The sequence below is a fragment of the Shinella kummerowiae genome, from assembly GCF_009827055.1.
GTDB lineage: Bacteria > Pseudomonadota > Alphaproteobacteria > Rhizobiales > Rhizobiaceae > Shinella > Shinella kummerowiae.
The window spans coordinates 285,190-311,626 of sequence record NZ_WUMK01000004.1 but is presented as its reverse complement, the minus strand read 5'-3'; the positions used below and the strand labels follow the sequence as shown (position 1 = coordinate 311,626).

Sequence of the window (26,437 nt, the reverse complement as noted above, 5' to 3'; positions counted from 1 at the left end):
GAGTTCGTTCGTTCGATGAAGTGATTATAACCTGTCTTTGGTAATTTCTCGCCCCGATGCGCATCCGCACTACGACAACCAACTATCCAAGGTGAAGGCGATATGGACGGCCAACGTCTCCAAGATTTCTGGAATCAGGAGGTCAAATCACTTCTAGCAGTCTATAGGCAGTTCGAAACCTTGCTGCCCAATCCCAAGACGGCAGGGGCCGAGCACCGTGGGGAAGACGGTAGGTATGTGGAAACGTTGGTTCGCTCGTACCTTCAAAAGTATCTGCCAAAAGACCTCGAGGTTCTTACGGGCTTTATCCTCCGGCCAGCGGTTAAGCTGGGGGATAACAATAGATCAAGGTCCAACGAGAAGGATCTTCACACGACCCAGCTTGACATAATAATCTATGACTCCGGAACTTATCCCGTTTTCCAACGAATGGTCGATACGGTAATTGTCCCGCCCGAGGGCGTCGTTGCAGTGCTTTCAGTCAAGAAAACTCTCCGGGACGCGGAAATCGTAGCAGAATGTAATGCACTTCTTGAGGCCTCGAAGGCTTGCCGCTGTGACGAGAGTAGTCTCGAAGCGCGTCGTCGCGGGCCGTTCCTAGCCTTAGTCGGGACCGATTCTGACCTTGCTGACAAGAAGGAACCGAAAGAAAAAAAACTGTTCGAAAAGCTTGAGGCCCTCTACGGGAGCAGCAGCGTTTTCGACGATATGATAGGGTTCATTGGCGATCTATCCGCTTGGCATGTATTTAAAGCGCGGCCACCATCTAATCCAACTCCCTTGAATAGCGTTGCCCGATACATGTATGTAGAGCTGGCCGACGCTGAATTGCATCAGGGTTTTCAATTTTTATTGTCGGGCATACTGTCAGTATATTACGATAAGACAAGGACTGGCGTAAGGCGTCCTGGCTTCACGGCGTTTGCATCAAAACCGGCCAAGGCAATTGGAAAGATCGCTTTCAGTTCGCTACGCTAGAGTGCTCAAGTAAAAAAGGCCGCGCCGTTTCCAGCGCGACCCCCTTACCCAGTTTTTTCCGCTATTAGCCGTCAGGAGTGACCGGAAACACGCTTTGGCTGCCTAGTTGGTGGCCCACAGACCACGCTTGGCAAAACCATCAGTCATGGTAGATCAGATGTCAAGGCTTTGGTTACAGTTGGTTTGATAAACCGCATCCGACCTTCGAGTGCGGTTGCTTTGCGGATTTTGCGGATCACAAGGGTGCGCGAAATTTCGGGGCAGTATAAACATTTCCGGCCCCGACAAATTTGTCCGCTATTGGCGCAAAGCAGCCGTTGAGCAAGCGGATTATGATAGTCGATGTCTACCATGATCGGAATCCGATCGCAGGGTTTCTCCCCCTTCCAATCCCCCCAAAATCCCCGTATACCGCGCTGCGCAACGCGCCGGCGCATCCGGCCACTTCCCTCGCATACCACCCGCATTCGTTGGCGGGACTGGATAGGAGATTTTTTGATGTCTGCACCTGTTTCCCTGACATTTCCCGATGGCTCCGTCCGCGAATACCCCGCGGGCTCGACGGGCCGTGATGTCGCCGAGGCGATTTCCAAGTCTTTGGCCAAGAAGGCGATTGCGATTGCGCTCGATGGCGAGCTGCGCGATCTCTCCGAGACCGTTTCCAACGGGCGGATCGAGATCGTCACGCGCGAGGACGATCGGGCGCTGGAGCTGATCCGGCACGATGCCGCGCATGTGATGGCCGAGGCCGTGCAGGAGCTTTGGCCCGGCACGCAGGTGACCATCGGCCCGGTCATCGACAACGGCTTCTACTACGACTTTGCCAAGAACGAGCCCTTCACGCCGGACGATCTGCCGAAGATCGAAAAGCGCATGAAGGAAATCATCCAGCGCAACAAGCCGTTTACCCGGGAAATCTGGTCGCGCGACAAGGCGAAGGAGGTCTTTGCCGCCAAGGGCGAGGCCTACAAGGTCGAGTTGGTCGATGCGATCCCGGCGGGGCAGGACCTGAAGATCTATTACCAGGGCGACTGGTTCGACCTGTGTCGCGGCCCGCACATGGCGTCCACCGGCCAGATCGGCACGGCCTTCAAGCTGATGAAGGTCGCGGGCGCCTATTGGCGTGGCGACAGCAACAATCCGATGCTGACGCGCATCTACGGCACCGCCTGGCGCACGCAGGAGGAACTCGACAGCTACCTGCACATCCTCGCCGAGGCCGAAAAGCGCGACCACCGTCGCCTCGGCCGCGAAATGGACCTGTTCCATTTCCAGGAGGAAGGGCCGGGCGTCGTGTTCTGGCACGGCAAGGGCTGGCGCATGTTCCAGACGCTCGTCGCCTATATGCGCCGTCGTCTTTCCGGCACCTATGAAGAGGTGAACGCGCCGCAGGTGCTCGACAAGTCGCTGTGGGAAACGTCTGGCCACTGGGGCTGGTACCGCGACAACATGTTCAAGGTGACCGTTGCCGGCGACGAGACCGACGACGAGCGCGTCTTCGCGCTGAAGCCGATGAACTGCCCGGGCCATGTGCAGATCTTCAAGCATGGCTTGAAATCCTACCGCGAACTGCCTGTTCGCCTTGCGGAATTTGGCAACGTGCACCGTTATGAGCCGTCCGGCGCGCTGCACGGGCTGATGCGCGTGCGCGGCTTCACGCAGGACGATGCGCATGTCTTCTGCACCGACGAGCAGATGGCGGCGGAATGCCTGCGCATCAACGACCTCATCCTCTCGGTCTACAAGGATTTTGGCTTCGACGAGGTCGTCGTCAAGCTTTCGACCCGTCCGGAAAAGCGCGTCGGTTCCGATGACCTGTGGGACCGGGCGGAAAGCGTCATGATGGACGTCTTGAAGCAGATCGAGGCGCAGTCCGGCGGGCGCATCAAGACCGGCATCCTGCCGGGCGAGGGCGCGTTCTACGGGCCGAAGTTCGAATATACGCTGAAGGACGCCATCGGCCGCGAATGGCAGTGCGGCACGACGCAGGTCGACTTCAACCTGCCGGAACGCTTCGGCGCCTTCTACATCGACCAGAACTCCGACAAGAAGCAGCCGGTGATGATCCACCGCGCCATCTGCGGCTCGATGGAACGCTTCCTCGGCATTCTCATCGAGAACTTCGCCGGGCACATGCCGCTGTGGATCGCGCCGATGCAGGTGGTGGTGGCGACCATCACTTCGGAGGCGGACGATTATGGCCGCGAGGTCGCCGAACTGCTGCGCGAGGCGGGCCTCGTCGTCGAGACCGACTTCCGCAACGAGAAGATCAACTACAAGGTCCGCGAGCATTCGGTGACCAAGGTTCCGGTCATCGTCGTCTGCGGCAAGCGGGAGGCGGAGGAACGCTCCGTCAATATCCGCCGCCTCGGCTCGCAGAACCAGACGGCGATGTCGCTCGACGAGGCGATCGCCACGCTCACGCTGGAGGCGACGCCGCCGGATATCAAGCGCAAGCTCGGCAAGGCGTGAGCGCCGCCGCCCCTGTCTGAAAACTGTAATGATCCCGTGCTAACAGTGCGGGATTATCTTTTTGGGGACTACCGTGCGGTTCAAAGAACTGTCCTACGCCAACGAAAACGATCCGCGCCTCAAACGATGGTTCATCCGCTCCATGGAAGGTCTTGCCGGGCGTAACCGCTATGCCCGGCTCTACGATACGTGGCGCCATTCCATCGTCGGCACGAGTGCGCGCGTCTTCGGCGACATGCTGGAGCTGATCAACGTGCGGCTCGCCGTGCAGGGCTCTTGGCCGCCGCCGGACCTGCCGGACGGCCCCGTCGTCATCGTCGCCAACCATCCCTTCGGCATCGGCGACGGCATCGCGGTGCTGGCGCTCGCCGAACAGCTCGGCCGGCCGTTCAGGGTGATGATCCACAACGACCTGCTGAAAGTGCCGGAAATGCAGCCCTATGCGCTGCCGGTTTCCTTCGAGGAGACGAAGGAGGCGCTGGCGCTCAACATGAAGACGCGGGCGGAGGCGGTGCGGCTGCTCAAGGAGGGCACGACGGTGATCGTGTTCCCGGCGGGCGGTGTCGCGACGGCCAAGAAGGTGTTCGGCCGCGCGGAAGACCTGCCGTGGAAGATGTTCCCGGCAAAACTCATCCAGTCCGCGCAGGCGAATGTCATTCCCGTCTATTTCGAGGGGCAGAACGGCCGGCTGTTCCATCTCGCGAGCAAGGTGTCGATGACGCTGCGCCTGTCGCTGCTGATCCGCGAGTTCCGCAAGCTGTCCGGTTCGACGATCGCCGCCCGCATCGGCGGCGTGATCTGCTGGGCGGACCTCGACGCGGGCGACCGCAAGAACATCATGGCACGCCTCTACGACGCCGTCTTCGCCATGGCCCCGGCGCCGAAGCCGTTTTTGCGGCGGGCCGGCTGATCAGTCGACGACGTCTTCCGCAGCCGCCTTCTCGTCGTTGGCGTTTTCGTCGAGCAGCACTTCGACGTCGGTGTTGACGCCGGCCTTTACGGTGAAGTCGCGCTGGTAGATGCGGTTCTTGTTGCGGGCAACCGCGATATAGCTGCCTTCGGCCAGAACGACCGTCGGGAAGGCGCCGACGCTTTCGCTGACGGTGTCGCCCGAGGAGGTGAGGATCGACCAGGCGGTGTCGGCGATCGCCTCGCCACCGGGATCGGAGACGAGTTTCAGGGTGAGTTTCGCGGCGCGGTGCTGGATCGTCGCGCGCGTCAGCTTTCCGGCTTCGACCTGGATATCGGCGCGGATCACGGCATTGACGGAGCCATAGTCGGAAACGACATGGTAGGTGCCGGCGTTGAGGCGGACGACCGAGTTCGGTTTGACCTCGGCGACGACGAGGTTGCGCTCGCCGTCCTCGCGCACTTCGGCGGCGAAGATGGAGAAGCTCAGTTCCTTCGGCGGAATGCGCACGTCGGAGCCCGAGACAGCGTTCAGCATGATGCCGCCGGCATCGAGCACCATGACCTGTTTGTCGATATCGCCCGATTCGGGAACGAGCAGCTTTTTCGTCGCGCCCGCGCGGCCGAAGGCGACGTTGACGAAATATTCCCCGGGCACGAGCTGGAAGGCGGCCGTGCCGCCCTCGGAGGTGGCGAGCAGCGGCAGCTTGCCGTCGGCCGCCGGGATCGGCGAGAAGACGCGCCAGGTCAGGCCATGCTGCATGGGGCTGCCATCCTTGGTCAGCAGCGCCTCGCAGGTGATGTCGCGCAGGTTTTTCGGCGTCGCTTCACCCGTCACGATCGGATTGAACGAGGTGAGCTTGCTGCCTTTCAGCGGCGCGATGACCTCGGAAAAACTGTCGACCGAATCCTGCGCACGGGCCGGGACAAACGACGAGACGAGGCTCGCCACGGCAAGGCTCACGGCAATGGCGGGATGGATCGGCATGCGCATGGGAATGGTTGACTTCCTGACTGTAAGGCTCCACTTGAAGACGCGTCTAATGGCATTTTCAAGGCCGCGCTCGCGGGCCAAGATATTGGAACTCCCTCCCGATGAAAACCGAAATCAAGCTGATCGATTATCTTTCGACCCGCCGGTCGATCCCTGCCTTCCAGATGGGCGAACCCGGTCCGTCGAAGGACGAGGTTGAGCAGATGCTGACGCTCGCCTCGCGCGTGCCGGATCACGGCAAGCTCGCCCCCTGGCGCTTCATTGTCTATCGCGGCGAAGAGCGCCGGCGCATCAGCGAGGAACTGGCGAAGATCGCCATCGGTGACAGGCCGGACCTGTCCGAGGAAATGGTGAAGGTGGAGAATACGCGCCTGAGCCGCGCGCCCGTTGTGGTCGCCGTCGTCAGCCGCGCGGCACCGCACTTCAAGATCCCCGAATGGGAGCAGGTAATGTCGGCCGGCGCCGTCTGCCTCAACCTCGTCATGGCCGCCAATGCGCATGGTTTTGCCTCCAACTGGCTGACGGAGTGGTATGCTTTCGACGCGCGCGCCTATGCGATCCTCGGCGTGAACGAGGGCGAGAAGGTCGCCGGCTTCATCCATATCGGCACGCCCACCGTACCGCCGACCGAGCGGCCGCGGCCGGAGCTTGCCGAGATCGTCACATGGGTCGGCGATGACGCCTGACGCGCTGTTCTACGAGACCGCGCAGAACGCGCACGGCCTGAAGCACGATCCGTTCAAGGCGATCGTCGCACCGCGGCCGATCGGCTGGATCGGCACGAAGGCGGCGAACGGCGGGCGCAACCTGTCGCCCTATTCGTTCTTCAACGCGATCAGCGACAGGCCGAAACTGGTGATGTTTTCCTCCAGTGGCCACAAGGACAGCGTGACGAACATCGAGGAAACCGGCGTTTTCACCTGCTCGCTGGCGAGCCGGCACCTTGCCGAGCAGATGAACCTGAGTTCGGCCACCGTGCCGCGGGAAATCGACGAATTCGAACTGGCCAAACTGACGCCGGTCACCGGGCGTCTCGTCGATGCGCCCTATGTCGGCGAGGCCTATGCGGTGCTGGAATGCCGCGCGACGCAGATCCTGCGGCCGGCCGATATCGAGGGCCGGGAGACGGACAACTGGGTGGTGTTCGGCCAGGTCGTCGGCATCCATATCAGCCCGGAAATCCTGCGCGATGGCATGATCGACATGGCTGTCGCCCGTCCGCTCGGCCGGATGGGCTATATGGACTATGCCGATGGCGGGGCGGATGTCTTTGCCATGACGCGGCCGAAGGTGGGGTGAGGGGATCGTTCTCTCGGCCCGCGCTGCGGCGTTTGTCCGTTTTCAGTCTATTGTGACGAGCAGTGCCCGGTGGTCGGAGACCTCGGGTGCCTCCACGACCGTGAAGGCCGCGACAGGTACAGCGTCGTTCACCAGCATGTAATCCGCATAGCGGCCGGGCTTGGTGTAGAGCGAGGTTCGTGTATCCGTGAAGCCGCGGGTGGTGACGAGGTCGGTGAGGCCGAGGCCTGACAGGCGCTGGAATGTCCGGCTTTCCGGCAGCAGGTTGAAATCCCCGCACAGCACGAGGCCCTCGCCGGGGCGATGCAGTCGATTGACGAGGGCGATCAACGCTTCGGCCTGTGCATCGCGGCTCGGCGTGTCGCCTTTGCCATCCTCGGTGCGCAGGCCATGGAACTGCACGACGCAAAGCGGGCGATCCGCGGCATAGTCATAGAGCCGGAAGGCATGCGCATTGCGTGAGCGCGGATGGGCGCCGAAGCCATGCGGAGAAAAGTCCTGGTGGATGAAATCGAGCGTCTGGCCGATCACCGCGATATCCTGCCGGACGAAGGTGGCGAGGCCGAATTCCTGCCGGCAGGGACGGTCGCCGTCCATCAGTTCGCCGCGCATCGCCGGCGCGAAGAAGCCGTCATGGCCGGGCAGGGCGGTTGCGATTTCCTTGTAGAGGTTCGAGCGTTGCTGGAGTTCCACCGCGCCATCGCGGTAGGTCAGCCAATCCGACCGCGCGGCCACCGCGCGCGGCACTTCCTGCAGGCAATAGACATCGGCATCGACGGCGGCGAGATAGGCGAGGAGCGGTGCATGCAGCATGCCGCCCCAGACGTTCAGCGACAGGATTTTCATGCGCCGCCCCTCCCGCCGATGGCTCAGCCCGTCTGCGACAGGTCGCCCATGCGGTTCCAGGCATCGAGGCCGGCGATCTTGTAGGCTTCGGCGAGCGTCGGGTAGTTGAAGGTGTTTTCGACGAAATATTCGACGGTGCCCTTCAGGTTCAAGACGGCCTGGCCGATATGGACGAGTTCGGTGGCACCTTCGCCGACGATATGCACGCCGAGCAGGCGGCGGGTCTTCAGCGAGAAGATCATCTTCAATAGGCCGGAGTTCAGCCCCATGATGTGGCCGCGCGAGGTCTCGCGGAACCGCGCCATGCCGCATTCATAGGGAATGCCGCGCTCCTTGACCTCTTCCTCGGTGAGGCCGCAGGTGGAGATTTCCGGCACGGCATAGATGCCGTAGGGGAAATATTTCGGCGGCTCCTTGGCGATGGCGCCGACGGCGACGCGGGCGGCGATGCGACCCTGTTCCATCGAGGTGGAGGCAAGCGCCGGGAAGCCGACGACGTCACCGGCGGCGTAGATGTGCGGCACCTCGGTCTGGAAGGTTTCCGGATTGACGCTGAGGCGGCCGCGCGAATCCGCCTTGAGGCCGGCGGCGGAAAGGTTGAGGCTGTCCGTCGCGCCGACGCGGCCGGCGGCATAGAGCACCATGTCACAGGTGACATGGCGGCCATTGTCCAGCGTGATCTCGCATTTGCCATTGGGCAGCTTCTCCACCTTGTCGGCCTTCTGGCCGAGGATCAGCTTCATGTTGCGGTCGCGCAGATCGTGGATGAATTCCTCGATGATCTCCTTGTCGATGAAATCGAGGATCGTCGCCTTGGGGTCGATGACGGTGACCTGCGTATCGAGCGCCGAAAAGATCGTGGCATATTCGATGCCGATGACGCCGGCGCCGATGACGGCCATCGAGCGCGGCAGGTCCTGGATGTCGAGCAGTTCGTCGCTGTCGAGCACGCTGACGCCGTCGAAGGGGATGGTGTCCGGGCGGTAGGGCTTCGTGCCGACGGCGAGCATGATGCTGGCACCCTTCACATGGATGATCTCGCCGTCGTCCTTGGCGATTTCCATCGTGTCCGGCGTCACGAACTTCGCCTTGCCGCGAATGTGCTGCACGCGGTTGCGGGCGAACTGGTGCTCCAACACCTCCACCTCGTGATCGAGCGTGATGAGCAGGCGGCGGCGCAGATCGTCGGCGCTGATCTCCTGCTTGACGCGGTAGGCGCGGCCGTAGAAACCGCGTTCGCGCCAGCCGGAAAGGTTCAGCGCGGTCTCGCGCAGCGTCTTGGAGGGAATGGTGCCGGTGTGCACCGAGACGCCGCCGACGCGCTTGCCCTGCTCGATGACCAGAACCTTGCGCCCGAGCTTGGCTGCCTGAATGGCGCCGCGACGGCCTGCGGGGCCGCTGCCCACGACGACGAGATCATATTCCTGCATGTGAGATGGCCCTGGTCCTGTGCGGGAAGAATCGTATTGCGTTGCAGCAATTGTCTCCGCGGTCTCAAATTACGTCAACCGACTGTGACAGCAAAGCATTTCAATCGGATGAAAGAACGCCCATCCGATTTTGGGATATCACATAAGTCTCAAGCCCTTGAGACTGGCATGGCCGTCCTTGCCGATGATGATGTGGTCGTGCACCGTGATACCAAGGGGGCGGGCGGTGTCCACGATCGTTTTCGTCATGTCGATGTCGGCCCGCGACGGGGTCGGATCGCCGGACGGGTGATTGTGGACGAGGATGATCGCCGTCGACGACAGTTCCAGCGCCCGGCGCACCACTTCGCGCGGATAGACCGGCGTGTGATCGACCGTACCATGCCCCTGCACCTCGTCGGCAATCAGCGTGTTGCGCTTGTCGAGGAAGAGGATGCGGAACTGTTCGCGCGGTTCGTGCGCCATGACGGCATGGCAATACTGGATGACCGAGGACCAGGAGCCGAGCACCGTCTTGTTGCGGATCTCGCTCTTCAATGAGCGCTGTGCCACGGCGGCGATCAGCTTCAGGTCCATCGCAACCACTTCGCCGATGCCGTTCACCTCCTGCAGAAGTGCCGGCGTCGCGCCGAGCACGCCGGACAGCGTGCCGAACCGCTCGAGCAGGGCCTTGGCCACCGGTTTGGTATCGCGGCGCGGGATCAGCCGGAAGAGCAGCAGTTCGAGGATTTCATAATCGGCAAGGGCGCCATCGCCGCTGGCGCTGAAACGCGCCCGGAGCCGGTCGCGGTGGCCGTGATAGTGTTTTTCGTCAAGCGCAATAGCCTTGGCCGGTGTCGCGCGGGCAGGCTGCTCGAAGAAGTGACCGCGCTCATCCGTGTCGTAGAGCAGATCCCTGGCGGGCGCAGGCTCGGCCCCCGCCGTGGCGGAGGGAGGCGTCTGCTTTGGCCCGCGCGGTCCTGTCATGGGCGGCCTATGCGGCAAGGCCGGGGCGGTCGAGACCGCCGGGCGACAGGGTGAAGATCTCGCAGCCGTCCGCCGTGACGCCAACCGTGTGTTCATATTGCGCGGACAGCGAGCGGTCGCGCGTTACCGCCGTCCAGCCGTCCGACAGGACTTTTACATGCGGGCGACCGAGATTGATCATCGGCTCGATGGTGAAGATCATGCCTTCCTTCATCTCCGGGCCTTCGTTGGCGCGGCCGTAATGCAGGATGTTCGGCGCGTCGTGGAACAGCCGGCCGACGCCGTGGCCGCAGAAATCGCGCACGACCGAGCAGCGCTCGGCTTCCGCATGGGCCTGGATCGCCTCGCCGATCGCGCCGGTGCGCGCACCGGGCCGGACGGCGGCGATGCCGCGCATCAGGCATTCATGGGTGACTTCCAGCAGGCGCTCGGCGGCGCGCTTGATCTCGCCGACCGGATACATGCGGCTCGAATCGCCATGCCAGCCGTCGAGGATATAGGTGACGTCGATATTGACGACGTCGCCTTCGCGCAGCGGCTTGTCATTGGGAATGCCGTGGCAGACGACGTGGTTGATCGAGGTGCAGCTCGACTTGGTGTAACCGCGATAGTTCAGCGTGGCGGGCAGCGCGCCGTGATCCATGCCGAATTCGAAGACGAAGCGGTCGATGACATCGGTGGCCACGCCCGGCTTCACCAGCGGATAGAGCTCATCGAGGCAGCGTGCCGTCAGCTGGCAGGCCTTGCGCATGCCGGCAAAGGCGTCTGCGTCGTAGAGGCGGATCACGCCCGTGTTCTTCAGCGGCGCGGAGGTCGCGTCGATATAGGTCACCATGGTCGAACTTTCGCTAGTCTTTGGGACTGTTCATAAAGCAGCGGCACCGGGTTCGTCCATGGCGATCGATGCGACGGGCTGGATTTGCCGGGGTGTAACCGCACATTTGACCGCATAGGCCTCGACGCCGCGCGCCCGCGCCCGTCGGAAGCCGGCCGCATAGGCCGGGTCGAGGTCGGCGCAGATCCGGAAGCGTTCGCAGTCCTCGCGCTGGATGAGATAGAGCATGACGGCGCGAAAGCCGGCCTCGGCCATGTCGCCGAGCTCTTCGAGGTGCTTGGCGCCGCGCTCCGTCACCGTGTCGGGAAATTCGGCAAGGTCGGGGGTGCGGCGGAAATGCACGTTCTTGACCTCGACATAGGCCGCCGGCCGATCGGGACCGGAAAGCAGGATGTCGATGCGCGAATTGCGGCCGTATTTCCGTTCCCGTTCCAGCACGGGATAGGTACCGAGATCGGCGACGAGACCGGCGCGGATCGCTTCCTCGGCAAGCCGGTTCGGCAGGCCGGTATTGACGCCGACGACCGTGTCGTCCGCCTCCACCAGCTCCAGCCGGTGGCGGTGCTTTCGCGTCGGGCTGTCGCTTGTCGACATCCAGATGCGCGAGCCTGGTGCCGTCAGGCCACGCATGGAGCCGGTATTGGGGCACGAGCCGGTGATCGCCGAACCATCGTCGAGAATGGCGTCGAACAGGAAGCGCTTGTAGCGCTGCACGAGGGTGCCGGAGACGAGCGGCGGATCAAATTTCATGTCGTTTCAGGCACGCACACGCACATAGGAGCCGGGCGCTTCCTCGAGGGAATTCATGCTGCCGCCGGTCTTGCGCGCCGGCACCATGCGGTCGTCCTCGGCCTTGATCCAGGCGTGCCAGTGCGGCCACCAGGAACCGGGCGTCTCGTCCGCCTTCTTCACCCAGTCCTCGAACTCACCCTTTACAGGGCCGCCTGTCCAGAACTGGTACTTCATCTTGTCCGGCGGATTGACGACGCCGGCAATGTGGCCGGACCCCGCCATGACATAGGTGACCTTGCCGCCGAAGAACTGGCTGCCGACGAAGACCGACTTCGCCGGCGCGATATGGTCTTCCTTGGTGGCGAGATTGTAGATCGGGATCTTGACGTCCTTCAACGACAGCGTCTTGCCGGCCAGCACCATTTCGCCCTTGGTGAGCGTATTCTTCAGATAACAATTACGCAGATAAAACGAGTGGTTGGCGGCAGGCATTCGCGTGGAATCTGAGTTCCAGTAGAGCAGGTCGAAGGGCATCGGATCCTGGCCCTTCAGGTAGTTGTTGACGAAATAGGGCCAGATCAGTTCGGAGGCGCGCAGCATGTTGAAGGCGGTCGCCATCTTCGAGCCGTCGAGATAGCCCGTCGTCTTCATGCCGCGCTCGATGAGGTCGATCTGCTCCTCGTCGGCAAAGACCTTCAGGTCGCCGGCATGGGTGAAATCCACCTGGGTGGTGAACAGCGTGGCCGAGCGGATGCGCTTGTCGCCTTCCTGCCCGTGCAGGGCGAGTGTCGCCGCCAGCAGAGTGCCGCCGACGCAATAGCCGATGGCGTTCACCTCATCCTCGCCGGTCGCCTGCTTGATCGTGTCGAGGGCGAAGCCGACACCCTCGCGGGCATAGGCCTCCCAGTCCTTCGTGGCGTGACGCTCGTCCGGGTTCACCCAGGAAATGACGAAGACCGTATGCCCCTGGTCGACGGCCCATTTGATGAAGGATTTCGCGGGGTTGAGGTCGAGAATGTAGAATTTGTTGATCCATGGCGGGCAGATGAGGAGAGGGCGCTTCAGCACCCTTTCCGTCGTCGCGTCGTACTGGATCACCTGGCAGACATCGCTCTGCGCCAGAACCTTGCCGGGGGTGAGCGCCATGTTTTCGCCGATGGCGAATTTGGAGGTGTCGGTCTGGCGCAGCTTGAGGTCGCCGCGGCCGGCGGCGATATCCTCGGCCAGCATCTTCATGCCGCGCACGAGGTTGGCGCCGCTCGAGGCGACCGTCTCGCGGTAGAGCTGCGGGTTGGTGGTGACGAAGTTGCTCGGCGAAATGGCGCTCGCGATCTGCTTCACGTAGAAGCCGGCCTTGTGGCGCGTATGCTCATCCAGGCCTTCCGCATCCGCGACCAGCTTCTCCGCCCAGTCGGAGGTCACGAAATAGGCCTGCCGCAGGAAATCGAAGAACGGGTTCTTGATCCAGTCTTCATCGGCGAAGCGCTTGTCCTTGCTGTGCGGGTCGGGGGCCTGCTCGACCTCCTGGCCACCGATGCGGTTGAGGGTGCGCGACCAGATGTTGAAATAGCTGCCGAGCAGCAGGGTCTGGGCTTCGAGCGTGCGGCGCGGGTCCGCCAGCCAATATTCCGACACCTTGGAGAGCGTCTTGACCATGTCGACCATCGGCTCGGAGACAGTGTCGACCTTCTCGCCGCTTTCGCGGGGGGCGAGCCAGGCGGAGGCGGCCTTGCCGAGTTGCTCGACCGTGCGGGCGAGGTTGACCGTCAGCGCCTCGGGGTCCTTGACGATATAGGGTTCGATCGTGGCGGGGTCGAACGGCTGTAAACCGGGCTTCACTCCGGCCGCATCGCGTTCATTCGCTTTGCGTTCATCGGCCATCGTTCCCTCCCGATTTTATTGTTACTTTTGTATTTTTACATTCTGAACGAAACAGATTACAAGGGCCTGACAGCCTCTAGCGGCATTATCCGGAACCGGTCGTCTCGACAGGAGCATACGTCCCCATGGCGTTCGAATTCAGGCGCTTGAGCGCCGCCCTTCTCATGGCCGCCATGCCGGTCGTTTTCGCCTCCTGCGCTTCGACGACCGAGACGGCCTCGACGGTCAATACCGGCGCCGACCGTTCCGCCGCCTATCCGGACATTACCGCCATCGTTAGCGCCGAAACACAGCAGATGAGCGACGAGGAAGCCGCCACCTACAGCGCACGCCTGACGGCGCTGACGGCACGGCGCCGCTCGGGGGCGATTTCGGACGCCGAATACCGCCGCCAACTCGCCGAATTGCAAGCATTGCGCGACGGTCACGGCCAGGCGACGCTTTCGCAGATCGAAGGCAAGAATTAACACTTGCCTTTCTTGCCGTTTGGCAGCAAAGCGGATGACGGCCACTTGGCCGTCGGCCGGGCGGAGCGCCTTCATTTTGAACGCTTTTGTCCGTAACCGATCACTTGATTCGCGCGGAGTTTTGCGTCGTCCGGCAGGGCCGCCGGAGGGGCTTCGCGCCCAACGGGGTTAAAAATGGAAGAGTTTCACAAGGTCCGGCGTCTGCCGCCGTATGTTTTCGAACAGGTCAACCGTTTGAAAGCAAGCGCGCGAGCGGGTGGTGCCGATATCATCGACCTTGGCATGGGCAACCCCGATCTGCCGACGCCCAAGGCGATCGTCGACAAGCTGTGCGAAGTGGTTCAGGACCCGCGCACGCACCGTTACTCCTCCTCCAAGGGCATTCCGGGCCTGCGCCGCGCCCAGGCCGCCTATTACGCCCGCCGTTTTGGCGTGAAGCTCAATCCGGAGACCCAGGTCGTTGCGACGCTGGGCTCCAAGGAAGGTTTTGCCAACATGGCGCAGGCGATCACCGCGCCTGGCGACGTCATCCTGTGCCCGAACCCGACCTATCCGATCCACGCCTTCGGCTTCCTGATGGCCGGCGGCGTGATCCGTTCCATGTCGGTCGAGCCGGACGAAAGCTTCTTCCCGCCGCTCGAGCGCGCGGTGCGCCATTCGATCCCGAAGCCGCTGGCGCTGATCATCAACTACCCGTCGAACCCGACGGCGCATGTCGCGACGCTCGATTTCTACAAGGACGTCGTGGCATTCGCGAAGAAGCACGACATCATCGTTCTGTCCGACCTTGCCTATTCGGAAATCTACTTCGACGACACGCCGCCGCCGTCGGTGCTGGAAGTGCCGGGCGCCATCGACATCACCGTCGAATTCACCTCCATGTCGAAGACCTTCTCCATGCCTGGCTGGCGCATGGGCTTTGCCGTCGGCAACGAGCGCCTGATCGCCGCCCTGACGCGCGTGAAGTCCTATCTCGACTACGGCGCCTTTACGCCGATCCAGGTGGCGGCGACGCATGCGCTGAACGGCGACGGTTCGGACATCGCGGAAGTGCGCAACATCTACAAGCGCCGCCGCGACGTGATGGTCGATGCGTTCGGCAAGGCCGGCTTCGAGGTTCCGCCGCCGGCAGCGACCATGTTCGCCTGGGCAAAAATCCCGGAAAAGTTCCGTCATCTCGGTTCGCTGGAGTTCTCCAAGCTGCTCGTCGAGAAGGCGGATGTCGCGGTCGCACCCGGCATCGGCTTCGGCGAGATGGGGGATGACTACGTTCGTCTCGCGCTGGTCGAGAACGAGCACCGCATCCGCCAAGCGGCGCGCAACATCAAGAAGTTCCTCTCCACGGCCGACGAGACGATGCACAACGTCATCTCGCTGAACGCCCACCGTTGACACAACCACCCTCCGCGTGACCCGCGGAGGGTTTCCTTCCCAAACATAGGACATGACCATGGCTGATGCCCTGAAGATCGGCATTGCGGGCTTGGGTACCGTTGGTGCCTCGCTCGCGAAGATTCTCGTCGAACGCAGGGACATGCTCACCACGACATGCGGCCGGCCGATCGAGATTGTGGCGGTCACAGCGCGCACCAAGGGCCGCGATCGTGGCGTCGATCTGTCTTCGGCGGAATGGTTCGATGACGCGGTTGCGCTGGCGCGTGATGCGAAGATCGACGTTTTCGTCGAACTGATGGGCGGGGCGGGCGATCCGGCCTATTCGGCCGTCAAGGCGGCGCTGTCGCGCGGCGTGCATGTCGTGACGGCCAACAAGGCGCTGCTGGCCGCGCACGGTGTGGAACTCGCCGTCATCGCGGAAAAGAACGGTTGCATTCTCAACTATGAGGCGGCCGTCGCCGGCGGCATTCCGGTCATCAAGGCGCTGCGGGAATCGCTCACCGGCAACACGATTTCCCGCGTCTACGGCATCATGAACGGCACCTGCAACTACATCCTGACCAAGATGGAGAAGGAAGGCCTGTCCTTCGAGGCCTGCCTCAAGGAGGCCCAGCGCCTCGGTTATGCCGAAGCCGATCCGGCCTTCGACATCGAGGGCAACGACACGGCGCACAAACTGTCGATCCTGACGACGCTGGCCTTCGGCACGAAGATCTCGGCCGACGACATCTATCTCGAAGGCATCACCAACATCTCGATCGACGACATCCGTGCGGCCGCCGATCTCGGCTACCGCATCAAGCTGCTCGGCGTGGCGCAGAAGACCGATACCGGCGTCGAACAGCGCGTGCACCCGACCATGGTGCCGCTCGATTCAGTCATCGCCCAGGTCGACGGCGTGACCAATGCGGTGGCGATCGAATCGGACATTCTCGGCGAATTGCTGATGGTCGGTCCGGGGGCGGGGGGCAATGCCACGGCCTCGGCGGTGCTCGGCGACATCGCCGACATCGCCAAGAGCCGCCCCGGCGCGCAGACCGTGCCGGTTCTCGGCCGGCCGGCGGCAGCGCTGGCGCCCTACAAGCGCGCACAGATCCGCAAACATCACGGCGGCTACTTCATTCGCCTGTCGGTGGAAGACCGCACCGGTGTCTTCGCCAGCATCGCCAAGCACATGGCGGAAAACGGCATCTCGCTCGAATCGATCGTTCAGCGCGCGCAGGCAAGTGCTGAATCGACCGATCCGAAGACGATCATCCTCGTCACGCACGCGACGATGGAGGATTCCGTCCGCAAGGCCGTCGCCTCCATCAAGAGCGAGGGCTATCTGGTCGGCGAGCCGCAGGTGATCCGCATCGAGCGCCCGAAGACCGCCTGATTGCCCGTTCTCCCGTCCGGCATGCTATGAGGTTGCCGACAAGCCTTGCCCACCCACTGCCGTCATCCTCGGCCTCGCGCCGAGGATCCATTCTTCTCGACGGTTTGTGGATGCTCGGGTCGAGCCCGAGCATGACGAAGGAGAGGTTTTTGGGACTTTAAGCGGTCTGGAGGCAGGAGCGAAACGCATGTTGGAAAACGCAGATCCCGTCAGCCGGGCCTTTCTCGGCGTCGAGCGCTCGGCGACCGGCCAGCGCTGGGTGGCGCGGCTCGATCAGGCGGGGGAAAACCGCGCCTTGGCGATGAGCCAGAGCCACGGCCTGCCGGACCTGATCTCCCGCGTGCTGGCGGGCCGCGGCGTGTCGTTCGACGGTGCGCTCGAATTCCTCGACCCGACCTTGCGGCGCCTGATGCCGGAGCCCTACAGCCTGATGGATTGCGAAGCAGCGGTGGAGCGGCTGGCACGCGCCATCGAACGTGGGGAACGGGTGGCGATCTTCGGCGACTACGACGTCGATGGCGCCGCGTCCTCCGCACTTCTCTATCGTTTCCTCGCGCATTTCGGCGTTCAGGCGGAAATCTACATCCCGGACCGGATTTTCGAGGGTTACGGCCCCAACCCCAACGCCATCGCCCAGCTCATCGAGCGCGGCGCGCAGCTCATCGTCACCGTCGATTGTGGCTCGACCAGCCACGAATCGCTTGCCGTGGCGCGCGAACGCGGCATCGACGTCGTCGTTCTCGACCACCACCAGGTCGGCGAGGACCTGCCGCCGGCGCTGGCGCTGGTCAATCCGAACCGTGAGGACGATCTTTCGGGGCAGGGGCATCTTTCCGCCGCCGGTGTCGTCTTCCTCGTGCTGGTGGCCCTGCAGCGGTTCTTGCGGTCGCGCGGCGATACGCGGGCCGCGGGCTTCGATCTTCTTTCCATGCTCGATCTCGTGGCGCTTTCCACGGTCTGCGACGTGGTGCCGCTCAAGGGCCTGAACCGTGCCTATGTGGTGAAGGGCCTGGTCGCCGCGCGTCATCTCGGCAATGCGGGGCTGACGGCGCTTCTCAAGCAGGCGGGTATCGGCGGGCCGGTGACGCCTTATCATCTCGGTTTTCTCGTCGGCCCACGCATCAATGCCGGCGGGCGCATCGGCGATGCGGCGCTCGGCAGCCGGCTCCTGACGATCGACGAGCCGGGCGAGGCCGAGCGCATCACCAAGCAGCTCGACGAGCTCAATCGCGAGCGCCAGGCCATGGAGGCCGCGATGCTCGCCGAGGCGGAGGCCGAAGCGCAGGCGGAATATGGCACGGGTGACGGTGCCTCGGTGATTCTCACCGCTCGCGAGGGCTGGCACCCCGGCGTCGTCGGCCTGCTCGCTTCGCGTCTCAAGGACCGGTTCCGCCGCCCCGCCTTCGCCATCGCCTTCGACCCATCGGGCAAGGGCACCGGCTCCGGCCGCTCGATCAGCGGCTTCGACATGGGCCGCATGGTGCGCGCCGCCGTGGAAGAGGGGATCCTCGTGAAAGGCGGCGGCCACGCCATGGCCGCCGGCCTGACCGTGGAGCGGAGCAATCTCGGCCGCCTGCGCAGTTTCTTCGAGGAGCGCGCCGAACGCGCCGTGCGCGACCTGGTGGCCGTGGAAACGCTGAAGATCGACGGCGCGCTGAGCGCAAGCGGCGCGACGCTGGCGCTCGCCGACCAGCTCGAACAGGCCGGCCCCTATGGCTCCGGCCACCCGCAGCCGATTTTCGCGCTACCGGCGCACCGCGTGCGCGATGTGCGCCCGGTCGGCGTCAATCACCTGCGCATCGGTCTGGAAGGCCCCGATGGCGGTCGCCTGGATGCCATGGCGTTCCGTGCCGCCGAAGCCGATCTCGGCCTCTTCCTGATGAAGGAACGCGGCCAGGCGGTGCATCTTGCGGGCACGCTTTCCGCCGATAGCTGGCAGGGCAGCCGGCGCATGCAGTTTCGCGTGCTCGATGCTGCGAAGGCGTTCTGAACGGTAGTCTAAGGGGAGGGAACCGTGGCACGCCCTAGGGGAGTCGAACCCCTCTTTTCAGAATGAAAATCTGACGTCCTAACCGATAGACGAAGGGCGCGTGCGGTGGGCGTCTTCTAGTCGGGCGGGCGGATTCGTGCAAGCCCTAAATGCAGGAATTTTCTATTTTTTCCACGGCGGGCTCAAACACGGAATTCGCGCGGGGCGAGGGCGTCATCATCGATTTTGCGAGGGAACCGTGGCACGCCCTAGGGGAGTCGAACCCCTCTTTTCAGAATGAAAATCTGACGTCCTAACCGATAGACGAAGGGCGCGTGCGGTGGGCGTTTTCTAATCAGGACCGGCTGAATGTGCAAGACGAAAAATAGCGTTCGACGCAACTTTTTCACAGCCGAAACAGAGGTTTCAGGCGGATCGGGATAGAGATGGAAAGGGGAGGGAACCGTGGCACGCCCTAGGGGAGTCGAACCCCTCTTTTCAGAATGAAAATCTGACGTCCTAACCGATAGACGAAGGGCGCGTGCGGTGGGCGTCTTATAGAAGGAGGTTTTGCCTTCCGCAAGCGGGAAAAAGCCGTTGTGACAAAAAAATGAAAAGCCGCCCGGAGGGCGGCTTTGAAGGGGTGAAAACGCAGGTATCGCAGGCGGTTAGGCCGCAGACCCTATTTGCGTCGGCGGCAGCGCCAGTTCCAGTCGCGTTCCGTACCGATGTCGATATGCACGGATTCGGTATGGCAATAGGTGCCGACGCCGCCACGGCCGGGCATGGTGCGCAGATATTCCGCAAGCTCCCATTTGCTGACACCGGCGATCTGGATATCCGCCGCCTCGCAGCGTGTGTGCAGCGACTGCTTGGCCCGGTTGCGCTTCAGGTCGCGCAGGCCGGAGGTGACGATGATCGGCTTGTCATAATGCTTCTCGATGGTCTTCAGCACCTGCAGCAGTTCCGGCTTGAAACAGCCGGTCTGCACCTTTTCGGTCTGCAGCCACAGGCCATTCGGCGCGAGGCGCGCAAGGCCGGCAAGCGAGGCGACTTCCTTGAACTGCGGTGCGTCGTCCTCGACCTCTTCGGATTCCGAGTGGTCCGTCGAAAACAGCGCGTTGGCCGTGGTAACGCCCGGAAGCGTGCCGAGCGAGGCCTTCTGCGTGGCATTAGCGCTGTCGCGGCTGATGACGCGGCGCGGCTGCACGGCAAACCGTTCGCCGTCGAACTGCTCCTTGGCTTCGCGCTTGTTGGCGAAGAGGGAGGCGAGCGTCACGGTCTTGCGCGGCTGGTCCTTGGTCTGTGTGCCCGTTTCCGGCAGGGCGGCGACAGCGCCGTCATCCGCCGGGGCTGCAAGCGCGAGGTCCGCGGCATTGCCGGCGGCTGCTTCCGCGACGAGCGCGGTGCGCGCCGTCTTCGGGATCGGCACGGTTTCCGGCAGCGTGACTTCGGCCTTTTCATCGCCGAGGGTGGCGACCGGCTGCTGCGTGGACGAATCGGTCGTCGGCATGTCCTCTACCGGCAGCCGCCCGGACTGGTCGGCGGTCTGTGCTGCGCCCGAACCGGCATAGAGGCTGTTGATGGTGCCATTCGCGCCGGTCGTCTGCGTGGTCGCATAGGCATTGCTGGTGGGCGTCGCCTGGTTGCCATTGGAATAGATGCTGACCTTGCCGGCATTCAGCGAGGTGGGCTGCATGACGAGCCCAGCCATGTCGCTGCCGGCTTCGCCTGTGGTCTGCTGCACCGTCGCGCCGGCATCGGCCGTGACGGAGGCATCCTGCGTTGCCCCGCCAGCCGCCGCACCAGCGGCGATGACCGGCGTTGTGGTCTCTTCGGTGCTGCCTTCGCCGACGGAATCTTCGCTTTCCTGCGCCGCCTTGTTATCGGCGCGCATATCCGTGGAGGCCGCGGAAACGCAGCCCGAAAGCGTGGCAACCGAAACGGCCAGCAGCAATCCATACCGCAGCGCCTTCAGGCCTGACCACTTTCCCTGCAAATCTTGCAAAGGCTTTCCCCCGCATTCGACGTTCGTGCCCTCGGTCTTGCCGCCGGTCGGGCCATGTCTTCAAACAGTCGCAACCGCAAGCGAGAACAGCCCGATGGGCCAAGTTGCGGTTGCCGCGATGTTAGCGTTTCGACCGGGTGTGTAAAGGTCGAAGCGCGCGAAGCCGTAAAACACAGAACGGGAAGCATCCGGCTCCGAATCGGCCAAACACCCCTCTCACTGGCGATCGACCGGAACGGCAAGAAAATTCCGGTCAAATACGGCGAAACAATGGTCTTGTCATACAATATAGGACGCAAGCTTTGCCCGGAGCTTGCGTCCCGCGCGGGGCCTTACCAGGCGCCGGTATTGCCCATGGAGGCCCAGGGCTCCGCGGGCGCCAGGTTCTCGCCCCTCTGCAGGATTTCGATGGAAATGCCGTCCGGCGAGCGCACGAAGGCCATGTGGCCATCCCGCGGCGGGCGGTTGATCGTGACGCCGTTGTCCATCAGGTTCTGGCAGATCGCATAGATATCGTCGACCTCGTAGGCGAGGTGGCCGAAATTGCGCCCGCCGGCATAGTCCTCGGTGTCCCAGTTGTAGGTGAGTTCGAGGCAGGGGGCGGCGTTTTCCCGCGCGGCATCGACATCCTCGGGGGCGGCCAGGAAGATCAGGGTGAAGCGGCCCTTTTCATTCTCATAACGGCGCACTTCCACGAGACCGAACAGGGTGCAGTAGAAATGCAGGGACTGGTCGACGTCTTTCACGCGGACCATCGTGTGGAGATAACGCATTGGAAAATCCTTAGAATGTGGAATCGCCCGGAAGATTAGGGTTTTGTCAGCCTGAGGCAAGCCTCGCGGCCTACCAATACGACCGGCAAAACTTTCAAAGGGGCTTGCGCATTCGCATCGGGACAATGTTATTCTGGTTATCAAGAATCAGTTAACCGTAACTCATGTGACGCGTAAACGAGGGGCTGGCAGGTCATGGTGGACAGAGTGTCTTCAAAGGAAATCACGGGCCGTGATGACCAGAGCAATGACGCTGTCGATCTGATCGAGATCACCGGCGTCATCAAATGGTTCGACGTCGCCAAGGGGTTCGGCTTCATCGTGCCGGACAACGGCATGCAGGACGTGCTTGTGCATGTCACCTGCCTCCGCCGCGATGGCTACCAGACGGTTCTGGAAGGCACGCGCGTCGTGGCGCTGATCCAGAAGCGCGACCGCGGTTACCAGGCCTTCCGCATCCTTTCCATGGACCAGTCGACGGCCGTGCATCCCTCGCAGATGCCGCCGGTCAAGACCCATGTGCAGGTCACGCCGTCGAGCGGGCTGGAGCGCGTGCTGGTGAAATGGTTCAACCGCACCAAGGGGTTCGGCTTCCTGACACGGGGTGAGGGCACCGAGGACATCTTCATCCATATGGAGACGCTGCGCCGATTCGGTCTGACCGAGCTGCGGCCGGGGCAGGTGGTTCTGGTGCGCTTCGGTGACGGCGACAAGGGCCTGATGGCTGCCGAAATTCACCCCGACAATCCGGCTCCCGGCAACAGGGCGCACTGATGACGGTTTTTGCGCGCGCTTTCGGTTTGGCGCGCCTGCCCGGCGCCTTGCTGGCCGTTGTTCTCTTCATGCCGCTTGCGGCCTGTGCCGCCGAAACCTTCGACAAGCAGCCGCTGGCGATCGTCACCAAGGATGGCAAAAGCCATGCCTTTACGGTGGAACTCGCTGTGACGCCGCGCCAGCGGGAGCAGGGGTTGATGAACCGCCGCGAAATGGCGCCGGATCACGGCATGCTTTTCGCGTTCGGTGAAACGCGGCAGGTCTTCATGTGGATGAAGAACACCTATCTGCCGCTCGACATGCTGTTCATCGCCAAGGACGGCAAGGTGCGCGCCATCAAGGAAAATGCCGAGCCGCTGTCCGAATCGATCATCGATTCGCAGGGGCCGATCGACTACGTGCTGGAACTGAACGGCGGCACCGTGAAGCGCCTCGGTATTCGCGCTGGCAACCGCGTGCAGAGCGAACTGATCGAATCCCAGCGCAAGGCGCAATAGGGCCCTTGGCGGCGACCTGTCGTCGAGACGGCAGTTTCGCTGTAAAATCCGGGACAAGCCGCCTTTTGCTGTTGCGGCGCAGGGCCGATGCGTGTATCTCCCCATCGCCGGGACGGACGGAGTGTAGCGCAGTCTGGTAGCGCATCTGGTTTGGGACCAGAGGGTCGGGAGTTCGAATCTCTCCACTCCGACCACGTCCGGCGGGCGTTTCGATGCCAAATGCTCTTCCGGTCATTCCCCCTTCACGGAATCTGGGTTATGCATTCTCGGACGCGCGCCGGCATAACGGTGCGCCTTTATGCGAGAATTCTGGAGCCGCTTCGATGACCGCGAAGATCTATCGTCCCGCCAAGACCGCCATGCAGTCCGGCAAGGCCAAGACCAACCTCTGGGTTCTGGAGTTCGACGCCGAAAAGCCGCGGACGATCGATCCGATCATGGGCTATACGAGCTCCGGCGACATGTACCAGCAGGTCAAGCTGACCTTCGAGACCAGCGAAGAGGCGGTGGCTTACGCGACGCGCAATGGTATCGAATACCGCGTGATCGAGCCCAAGGAAGCGACCCGCAAGCGCGTTGCCTACCCGGACAATTTCCGCTTCAGCCGCACACAGCCCTGGACCCATTGAGGTTTCCGGCCTTGCCGGTTCCGGCCCCTTAGCTCAGCTGGATAGAGCATCTGCCTTCTAAGCAGAATGTCGCAGGTTCGAGCCCTGCAGGGGTCGCCAATCTTTTCAAGTGCTTAGGGTGTTTGCTGGATCGCTGGGCGCGGGCGTCCCAATGTCTCGCGCAGCCCATGGAACGCCAGGTCCGGCATCACTGAATGATGCATGTCCCTGGCCAATCGCGGCAGGAGCGGCCTGCACAGCCCGAGAGTGTCAGTCCCACGATGGCGAGACAGATAACAGCGGCAATCGCTCGAACCTTCAATGCGTCGTCTCCCTCTGTTCGATCATCCGTTCGCCGATCGACTGATCCTGTGGCGTCCGGTTGATTGGTTCAACGTGTCGCTGGAACTTGCCCACAGACTTTCGATCTTTAACGGGCGCACGCACGTCACCAAAGTCGGGGAGAGTGGCATTCCGGCGTTGCAGGGTCTGGACATTTCAAACTTGAACCCATCTCACGATTATAACAATGATCACATAAGATAGATTATGGAACTGACTGGTGGACGTGAAGCCTGAAAATGCTGGAAATCGGGTTTCATCCTTGACCCCGAACCGCCCGCGGCCTTAAGCGGAACGGCAGACGGAACCAACAGTGAAAGCCAGCGACGATGAGCGATTTGCGCATTCTCTCCGACGCCCATATCCCGGAACTGCCGAACCGCTACAACGGCAAGGTCCGTGAGAATTACGACCTGCCGGATGGCAGCCGCATCATCATCGCGACAGACCGGCTGAGCGCCTTCGATGTCATTCTGACGGCCATTCCCTTCAAGGGCCAGGTTCTGACGCAGACGGCGCGCTACTGGTTCGAGGAAACCGCCGATATCTGCCCGAACCATGTGCTGTCCTATCCGGACCCGAACGTCGTCATCGGCACGCGGCTGGACATCTTGCCGGTCGAGATCGTCGTGCGTGGTTATCTTGCCGGCACGACCAGCACGTCGATCCTGACGAAGTACCGCAAGGGCGAGCGCCAGATGTATGGCATCACGCTGCCGGATGGCCTCAAGGACAACGAAAAACTGCCCGAGCCGATCATCACGCCCACCAGCAAGGCGTTCGACGGCGGCCATGACGAGCCGCTGTCCGGCGAAGAAATCCTTGCCCAGGGCCTGCTGACGGCCGAGCAATGGGAAACGGTGTCGCGCTATGCCTTGGCACTCTTTGCGCGCGGACAGGCGCGCGCAGCGGAACGCGGGCTGATCCTCGTCGACACCAAATACGAATTCGGCACGGACAAGGACGGCCGTATCGTGCTGGCCGACGAGATCCACACGCCGGATTCGAGCCGCTACTGGATCGCCGACAGCTATGAGGAAAGTTTCGCCACGGGTGGCCGTCCGGCAAGCTTCGACAAGGATTTCGTGCGCGCCTGGGTCACCGAGCGCTGCGATCCCTACAAGGATCCGATCCCGGAAATCCCGCGCGATCTCGTCGAGCAGACGTCGAAGGTCTACATCCAGGCCTTTGAACAGATTACCGGAAAGACCTTTGTGCCGGATCTTTCCGGCGACACGGTTCTCGACCGCATCCGCACGAATCTGGCGCCCTATTTCGCCTGATCGTCGGCGAGCGTTATTTCGAAGCTCAGACCATCATACGCCGGCTCGACATGGGCCGGCGTTTCCTTTTGCACGGTGTCGTAGTCGAGCGGCACATGCATGTGGGTCAGGATCGCGCGTGCCGGTTTCAACCGCTCGATCCAGTCCAGCGCCTGGCTGAGCGACAGATGGCTCGAATGGTAGCGGTACTGCAGGGCGTCGATGATCAGCATGTCGAGGCCCGCAAGACGTGGCACCGTGTCGTCCGGGAAGTCACTGATATCGCTGCAATAGGCCACATTGCCGATGCGGAAGCCGAGCGAATGGATCGAGCCGTGCACCTGGAGGAGGGGTTGGAAGGTAATGGAGCCCCCTGCCCCTTCGATCGTCACCGGTGCATCCATCGGCTCGATCAGGTTCTCCGTCACGATCGGCGGATACATGCTGCCGGGCGGCGTCTTCAGGCAATAGCCGAAGCCTTCGCGGATGCGCTCCATGGTCGCCACATCGGCCCAGATCGGAATCTGCTTGTGATTGTGCAGCACGAACCCGCGGATATCGTCGATACCGTGAATATGGTCGGCGTGAGGATGGGAAAACAGCACCGCGTCGATGTTCTGCACGCCCGCGGCGATCATCTGAACGCGGAAATCCGGGCCGGTATCGATGACGACGGTCGTCGTGCCGTCGGGGCCGATTTGCTCGACGAGAAAGGCAGCGCGGGTGCGGCGGTTCTTCGGATTGGCCGGGTCGCAGGCACCCCAGTCACCGGTAATGCGCGGCACGCCGGGTGATGAGCCGCAGCCGAGAATGGTGAAGCGCCGGACGGTGGCCACGCCTACACCCGCGGCATCTTCGAGAAGATGCGGAAGGCGTTTTCCGTGGTGATGCGGGCGATCTCGTCCACGCTGACGCCGACGGTCTCGGCGAGCACCGCGGCCGTGTGCGCCACATAGGCCGGCTCGTTGCGCTTGCCCCGGAACGGTTTTGGCGCGAGATAGGGCGCGTCGGTCTCGACCAGCATGCGCTCCAGCGGCACGGTTTTCGCGATCTCGCGCAATTCCTCCGATTTCGGGAAAGTCAGGATGCCGGAGAAGGAGACGTAACCGCCGAGTTCGACACCGACGCGGGCAATCTCCGGACCGGAGGAGAAACAATGCAGCAGGAAGGGGAAGGCCCCCTTCCCTGTTTCCGCCGTCAGGATCGCCGCCATGTCCTCATCCGCCGAGCGGCTGTGGATGACGAGCGGCAGACCGGTTTCGCGGGCCGTGGCAATGTGGTTGACGAGGCCGATCTGCTGGGCGTCTCGCGGCGCATTGTCGTAAAAATAGTCGAGACCCGCCTCGCCGATCGCCACGACGCGGGGATGCTGCGACAGTGCAACCAGTTCCGAGACCGGAATATCCAGTTCCTCATCCGCATTGTGCGGATGTGTGCCGACCGAGCAGAACACCGACGGGTATTTTTCGGCGATCGCCAGGATCGTCGGAAACTTCTTCACTCGCGTCGAGATGGTGATCATCTGCTTCACGCCGGCCGCGTGCGCGCGCGCGACGATGTCGTCGCGCTCCGCTTCGAAGTCGGGAAAATCCAGATGGCAATGGGTGTCGATCAGCATTGCG

25 protein-coding genes and 5 tRNA genes are annotated in these 26,437 nt (G+C 62.7%); 15 read left to right on the top strand and 15 right to left on the bottom strand.

Features of this window, described 5'->3' with window-relative positions; genetic code table 11:
* The first annotated feature begins 102 nt into the window (after nt 1-102).
* On the top strand, nt 103-978 hold the full coding sequence (locus GR138_RS12415; protein WP_160859559.1) for a DUF6602 domain-containing protein: 876 nt from the start codon (nt 103-105) through the stop codon (nt 976-978).
* Between the two features lie 143 nt (nt 979-1,121).
* Here the strand turns inward: GR138_RS12415 and GR138_RS12410 are convergent, their stop codons facing one another.
* A complete protein-coding gene (locus tag GR138_RS12410; RefSeq protein WP_160859558.1) occupies nt 1,122-1,331 on the bottom strand; it encodes a hypothetical protein in 210 nt (69 codons plus the stop codon).
* A 145-nt stretch (nt 1,332-1,476) separates the two neighbouring features.
* Between GR138_RS12410 and thrS the strand changes: the two genes are divergently transcribed.
* Both thrS and GR138_RS12400 read left to right on the top strand, forming a co-directional pair.
* Nucleotides 1,477-3,450, top strand: a complete 1,974-nt coding sequence (gene thrS, locus GR138_RS12405) for a threonine--tRNA ligase (protein WP_160859557.1) — start codon at nt 1,477-1,479, stop codon at nt 3,448-3,450.
* Between the two features lie 73 nt (nt 3,451-3,523).
* Nucleotides 3,524-4,360 carry a 1-acyl-sn-glycerol-3-phosphate acyltransferase gene (locus tag GR138_RS12400; protein WP_160859556.1) on the top strand — a complete coding sequence of 279 codons (837 nt, stop codon included), beginning with the start codon at nt 3,524-3,526 and terminating at the stop codon, nt 4,358-4,360.
* Here GR138_RS12400 and GR138_RS12395 read toward each other — a convergent pair whose 3' ends face one another.
* Nucleotides 4,361-5,353 (bottom strand): hypothetical protein, encoded by a 993-nt coding sequence (locus GR138_RS12395; RefSeq protein ID WP_202402624.1) that lies wholly within the window; start codon nt 5,351-5,353, stop codon nt 4,361-4,363.
* Between the two features lie 101 nt (nt 5,354-5,454).
* Between GR138_RS12395 and GR138_RS12390 the strand changes: the two genes are divergently transcribed.
* Together GR138_RS12390 and GR138_RS12385 are read left to right on the top strand one after the other, a co-directional pair.
* Entirely contained in the window at nt 5,455-6,039 is a 585-nt protein-coding gene (locus tag GR138_RS12390) for a nitroreductase family protein (protein ID WP_160859555.1), read from the top strand.
* Between the two features lie 4 nt (nt 6,040-6,043).
* Nucleotides 6,044-6,652 carry a flavin reductase family protein gene (locus GR138_RS12385; RefSeq protein ID WP_160859809.1) on the top strand — a complete coding sequence of 203 codons (609 nt, stop codon included), beginning with the start codon at nt 6,044-6,046 and terminating at the stop codon, nt 6,650-6,652.
* A 42-nt stretch (nt 6,653-6,694) separates the two neighbouring features.
* Here GR138_RS12385 and GR138_RS12380 read toward each other — a convergent pair whose 3' ends face one another.
* From GR138_RS12380 to GR138_RS12355, 6 genes are all read right to left on the bottom strand, one after another.
* Nucleotides 6,695-7,498, bottom strand: coding sequence for an endonuclease/exonuclease/phosphatase family protein (locus GR138_RS12380; RefSeq protein ID WP_160859554.1), 804 nt, complete (start codon nt 7,496-7,498; stop codon nt 6,695-6,697).
* Between the two features lie 23 nt (nt 7,499-7,521).
* A complete protein-coding gene (gene sthA / locus GR138_RS12375) occupies nt 7,522-8,928 on the bottom strand; it encodes a Si-specific NAD(P)(+) transhydrogenase (protein WP_160859553.1) in 1,407 nt (468 codons plus the stop codon).
* A 138-nt stretch (nt 8,929-9,066) separates the two neighbouring features.
* Nucleotides 9,067-9,894, bottom strand: coding sequence for a RadC family protein (radC, locus tag GR138_RS12370; RefSeq protein ID WP_160859552.1), 828 nt, complete (start codon nt 9,892-9,894; stop codon nt 9,067-9,069).
* Between the two features lie 7 nt (nt 9,895-9,901).
* On the bottom strand, nt 9,902-10,729 hold the full coding sequence (gene map, locus GR138_RS12365; RefSeq protein ID WP_160859551.1) for a type I methionyl aminopeptidase: 828 nt from the start codon (nt 10,727-10,729) through the stop codon (nt 9,902-9,904).
* A 30-nt stretch (nt 10,730-10,759) separates the two neighbouring features.
* A complete protein-coding gene (gene sfsA, locus GR138_RS12360) occupies nt 10,760-11,479 on the bottom strand; it encodes a DNA/RNA nuclease SfsA (RefSeq protein ID WP_160859550.1) in 720 nt (239 codons plus the stop codon).
* A gap of 6 nt (nt 11,480-11,485) precedes the next feature.
* Nucleotides 11,486-13,342 (bottom strand): PHA/PHB synthase family protein, encoded by a 1,857-nt coding sequence (locus tag GR138_RS12355; protein ID WP_160859549.1) that lies wholly within the window; start codon nt 13,340-13,342, stop codon nt 11,486-11,488.
* A 125-nt stretch (nt 13,343-13,467) separates the two neighbouring features.
* On the opposite strand from GR138_RS12355, the gene GR138_RS12350 reads away from it, so the two are divergent.
* The 4 genes from GR138_RS12350 (at nt 13,468) to recJ (ending at nt 18,572) form a co-directional block, all read left to right on the top strand.
* Nucleotides 13,468-13,809: an SHOCT domain-containing protein gene (locus GR138_RS12350; protein WP_160859548.1), complete on the top strand. Its 342-nt coding sequence runs from the start codon at nt 13,468-13,470 to the stop codon at nt 13,807-13,809.
* Nucleotides 13,810-13,983: 174 nt separating this feature from the next.
* Entirely contained in the window at nt 13,984-15,201 is a 1,218-nt protein-coding gene (locus tag GR138_RS12345; protein WP_160859547.1) for an LL-diaminopimelate aminotransferase, read from the top strand.
* Between the two features lie 58 nt (nt 15,202-15,259).
* Nucleotides 15,260-16,582 (top strand): homoserine dehydrogenase, encoded by a 1,323-nt coding sequence (locus GR138_RS12340; protein ID WP_160859546.1) that lies wholly within the window; start codon nt 15,260-15,262, stop codon nt 16,580-16,582.
* A 187-nt stretch (nt 16,583-16,769) separates the two neighbouring features.
* Nucleotides 16,770-18,572 (top strand): single-stranded-DNA-specific exonuclease RecJ, encoded by a 1,803-nt coding sequence (recJ, locus tag GR138_RS12335; protein WP_160859545.1) that lies wholly within the window; start codon nt 16,770-16,772, stop codon nt 18,570-18,572.
* Between the two features lie 25 nt (nt 18,573-18,597).
* Here recJ and GR138_RS12330 read toward each other — a convergent pair.
* The 5 genes from GR138_RS12330 to GR138_RS12310 all read right to left on the bottom strand — a co-directional run bounded on the left by GR138_RS12330 (nt 18,598) and on the right by GR138_RS12310 (nt 21,332).
* Nucleotides 18,598-18,672 (bottom strand) — tRNA-Glu (locus tag GR138_RS12330).
* Between the two features lie 139 nt (nt 18,673-18,811).
* Nucleotides 18,812-18,886 (bottom strand) — tRNA-Glu (locus GR138_RS12325).
* 131 nt (nt 18,887-19,017) lie between these two features.
* A tRNA-Glu gene (locus GR138_RS12320) sits at nt 19,018-19,092 on the bottom strand.
* Nucleotides 19,093-19,233: 141 nt separating this feature from the next.
* Nucleotides 19,234-20,559 (bottom strand): YcbK family protein, encoded by a 1,326-nt coding sequence (locus GR138_RS12315; protein WP_246200412.1) that lies wholly within the window; start codon nt 20,557-20,559, stop codon nt 19,234-19,236.
* A gap of 332 nt (nt 20,560-20,891) precedes the next feature.
* A complete protein-coding gene (locus GR138_RS12310) occupies nt 20,892-21,332 on the bottom strand; it encodes a VOC family protein (RefSeq protein WP_160859544.1) in 441 nt (146 codons plus the stop codon).
* A 195-nt stretch (nt 21,333-21,527) separates the two neighbouring features.
* Here GR138_RS12310 and GR138_RS12305 point away from each other — a divergent pair, with 195 nt between their 5' ends.
* From GR138_RS12305 to GR138_RS12280, 6 genes are all read left to right on the top strand, one after another.
* Entirely contained in the window at nt 21,528-22,106 is a 579-nt protein-coding gene (locus GR138_RS12305; protein ID WP_160859543.1) for a cold-shock protein, read from the top strand.
* The gene (locus tag GR138_RS12300) at nt 22,106-22,603 is read left to right on the top strand and encodes a DUF192 domain-containing protein (protein ID WP_160859542.1); all 498 of its coding nucleotides are present in this window, start codon (nt 22,106-22,108) and stop codon (nt 22,601-22,603) included. The genes GR138_RS12305 and GR138_RS12300 overlap by 1 nt, the downstream gene beginning before the upstream one ends.
* Nucleotides 22,604-22,720: 117 nt before the next feature.
* Nucleotides 22,721-22,797, top strand: a tRNA-Pro gene (locus GR138_RS12295).
* A 129-nt stretch (nt 22,798-22,926) separates the two neighbouring features.
* Nucleotides 22,927-23,232, top strand: coding sequence for an ETC complex I subunit (locus tag GR138_RS12290; RefSeq protein ID WP_069058865.1), 306 nt, complete (start codon nt 22,927-22,929; stop codon nt 23,230-23,232).
* A gap of 22 nt (nt 23,233-23,254) precedes the next feature.
* Nucleotides 23,255-23,331: transfer RNA gene (locus GR138_RS12285), tRNA-Arg, on the top strand.
* A 560-nt stretch (nt 23,332-23,891) separates the two neighbouring features.
* The gene (locus tag GR138_RS12280) at nt 23,892-24,836 is read left to right on the top strand and encodes a phosphoribosylaminoimidazolesuccinocarboxamide synthase (RefSeq protein WP_160859807.1); all 945 of its coding nucleotides are present in this window, start codon (nt 23,892-23,894) and stop codon (nt 24,834-24,836) included.
* Here GR138_RS12280 and GR138_RS12275 read toward each other — a convergent pair.
* A complete protein-coding gene (locus tag GR138_RS12275) occupies nt 24,824-25,651 on the bottom strand; it encodes an MBL fold metallo-hydrolase (RefSeq protein ID WP_160859541.1) in 828 nt (275 codons plus the stop codon). The genes GR138_RS12280 and GR138_RS12275 overlap by 13 nt on opposite strands.
* A gap of 2 nt (nt 25,652-25,653) precedes the next feature.
* Nucleotides 25,654-26,433 (bottom strand): TatD family hydrolase, encoded by a 780-nt coding sequence (locus tag GR138_RS12270; protein ID WP_160859540.1) that lies wholly within the window; start codon nt 26,431-26,433, stop codon nt 25,654-25,656.
* Nucleotides 26,434-26,437 lie beyond the last annotated feature (4 nt).

Coding starts and splice junctions, on each gene's coding strand:
- GR138_RS12415 (WP_160859559.1), top strand. CDS start 103: ATGGACGGCCAACGTCTCCAAGATTTCTGGAATCAGGAGGTCAAATCA.
- GR138_RS12410 (WP_160859558.1), bottom strand. CDS start 1,331: ATGGTAGACATCGACTATCATAATCCGCTTGCTCAACGGCTGCTTTGC.
- thrS (WP_160859557.1), top strand. CDS start 1,477: ATGTCTGCACCTGTTTCCCTGACATTTCCCGATGGCTCCGTCCGCGAA.
- GR138_RS12395 (WP_202402624.1), bottom strand. CDS start 5,353: ATGCGCATGCCGATCCATCCCGCCATTGCCGTGAGCCTTGCCGTGGCG.
- GR138_RS12390 (WP_160859555.1), top strand. CDS start 5,455: ATGAAAACCGAAATCAAGCTGATCGATTATCTTTCGACCCGCCGGTCG.
- GR138_RS12380 (WP_160859554.1), bottom strand. CDS start 7,498: ATGAAAATCCTGTCGCTGAACGTCTGGGGCGGCATGCTGCATGCACCG.
- sthA (WP_160859553.1), bottom strand. CDS start 8,928: ATGCAGGAATATGATCTCGTCGTCGTGGGCAGCGGCCCCGCAGGCCGT.
- radC (WP_160859552.1), bottom strand. CDS start 9,894: ATGACAGGACCGCGCGGGCCAAAGCAGACGCCTCCCTCCGCCACGGCG.
- map (WP_160859551.1), bottom strand. CDS start 10,729: ATGGTGACCTATATCGACGCGACCTCCGCGCCGCTGAAGAACACGGGC.
- sfsA (WP_160859550.1), bottom strand. CDS start 11,479: ATGAAATTTGATCCGCCGCTCGTCTCCGGCACCCTCGTGCAGCGCTAC.
- GR138_RS12355 (WP_160859549.1), bottom strand. CDS start 13,342: ATGGCCGATGAACGCAAAGCGAATGAACGCGATGCGGCCGGAGTGAAG.
- GR138_RS12350 (WP_160859548.1), top strand. CDS start 13,468: ATGGCGTTCGAATTCAGGCGCTTGAGCGCCGCCCTTCTCATGGCCGCC.
- GR138_RS12345 (WP_160859547.1), top strand. CDS start 13,984: ATGGAAGAGTTTCACAAGGTCCGGCGTCTGCCGCCGTATGTTTTCGAA.
- GR138_RS12340 (WP_160859546.1), top strand. CDS start 15,260: ATGGCTGATGCCCTGAAGATCGGCATTGCGGGCTTGGGTACCGTTGGT.
- recJ (WP_160859545.1), top strand. CDS start 16,770: ATGTTGGAAAACGCAGATCCCGTCAGCCGGGCCTTTCTCGGCGTCGAG.
- GR138_RS12310 (WP_160859544.1), bottom strand. CDS start 21,332: ATGCGTTATCTCCACACGATGGTCCGCGTGAAAGACGTCGACCAGTCC.
- GR138_RS12305 (WP_160859543.1), top strand. CDS start 21,528: ATGGTGGACAGAGTGTCTTCAAAGGAAATCACGGGCCGTGATGACCAG.
- GR138_RS12300 (WP_160859542.1), top strand. CDS start 22,106: ATGACGGTTTTTGCGCGCGCTTTCGGTTTGGCGCGCCTGCCCGGCGCC.
- GR138_RS12290 (WP_069058865.1), top strand. CDS start 22,927: ATGACCGCGAAGATCTATCGTCCCGCCAAGACCGCCATGCAGTCCGGC.
- GR138_RS12270 (WP_160859540.1), bottom strand. CDS start 26,433: ATGCTGATCGACACCCATTGCCATCTGGATTTTCCCGACTTCGAAGCG.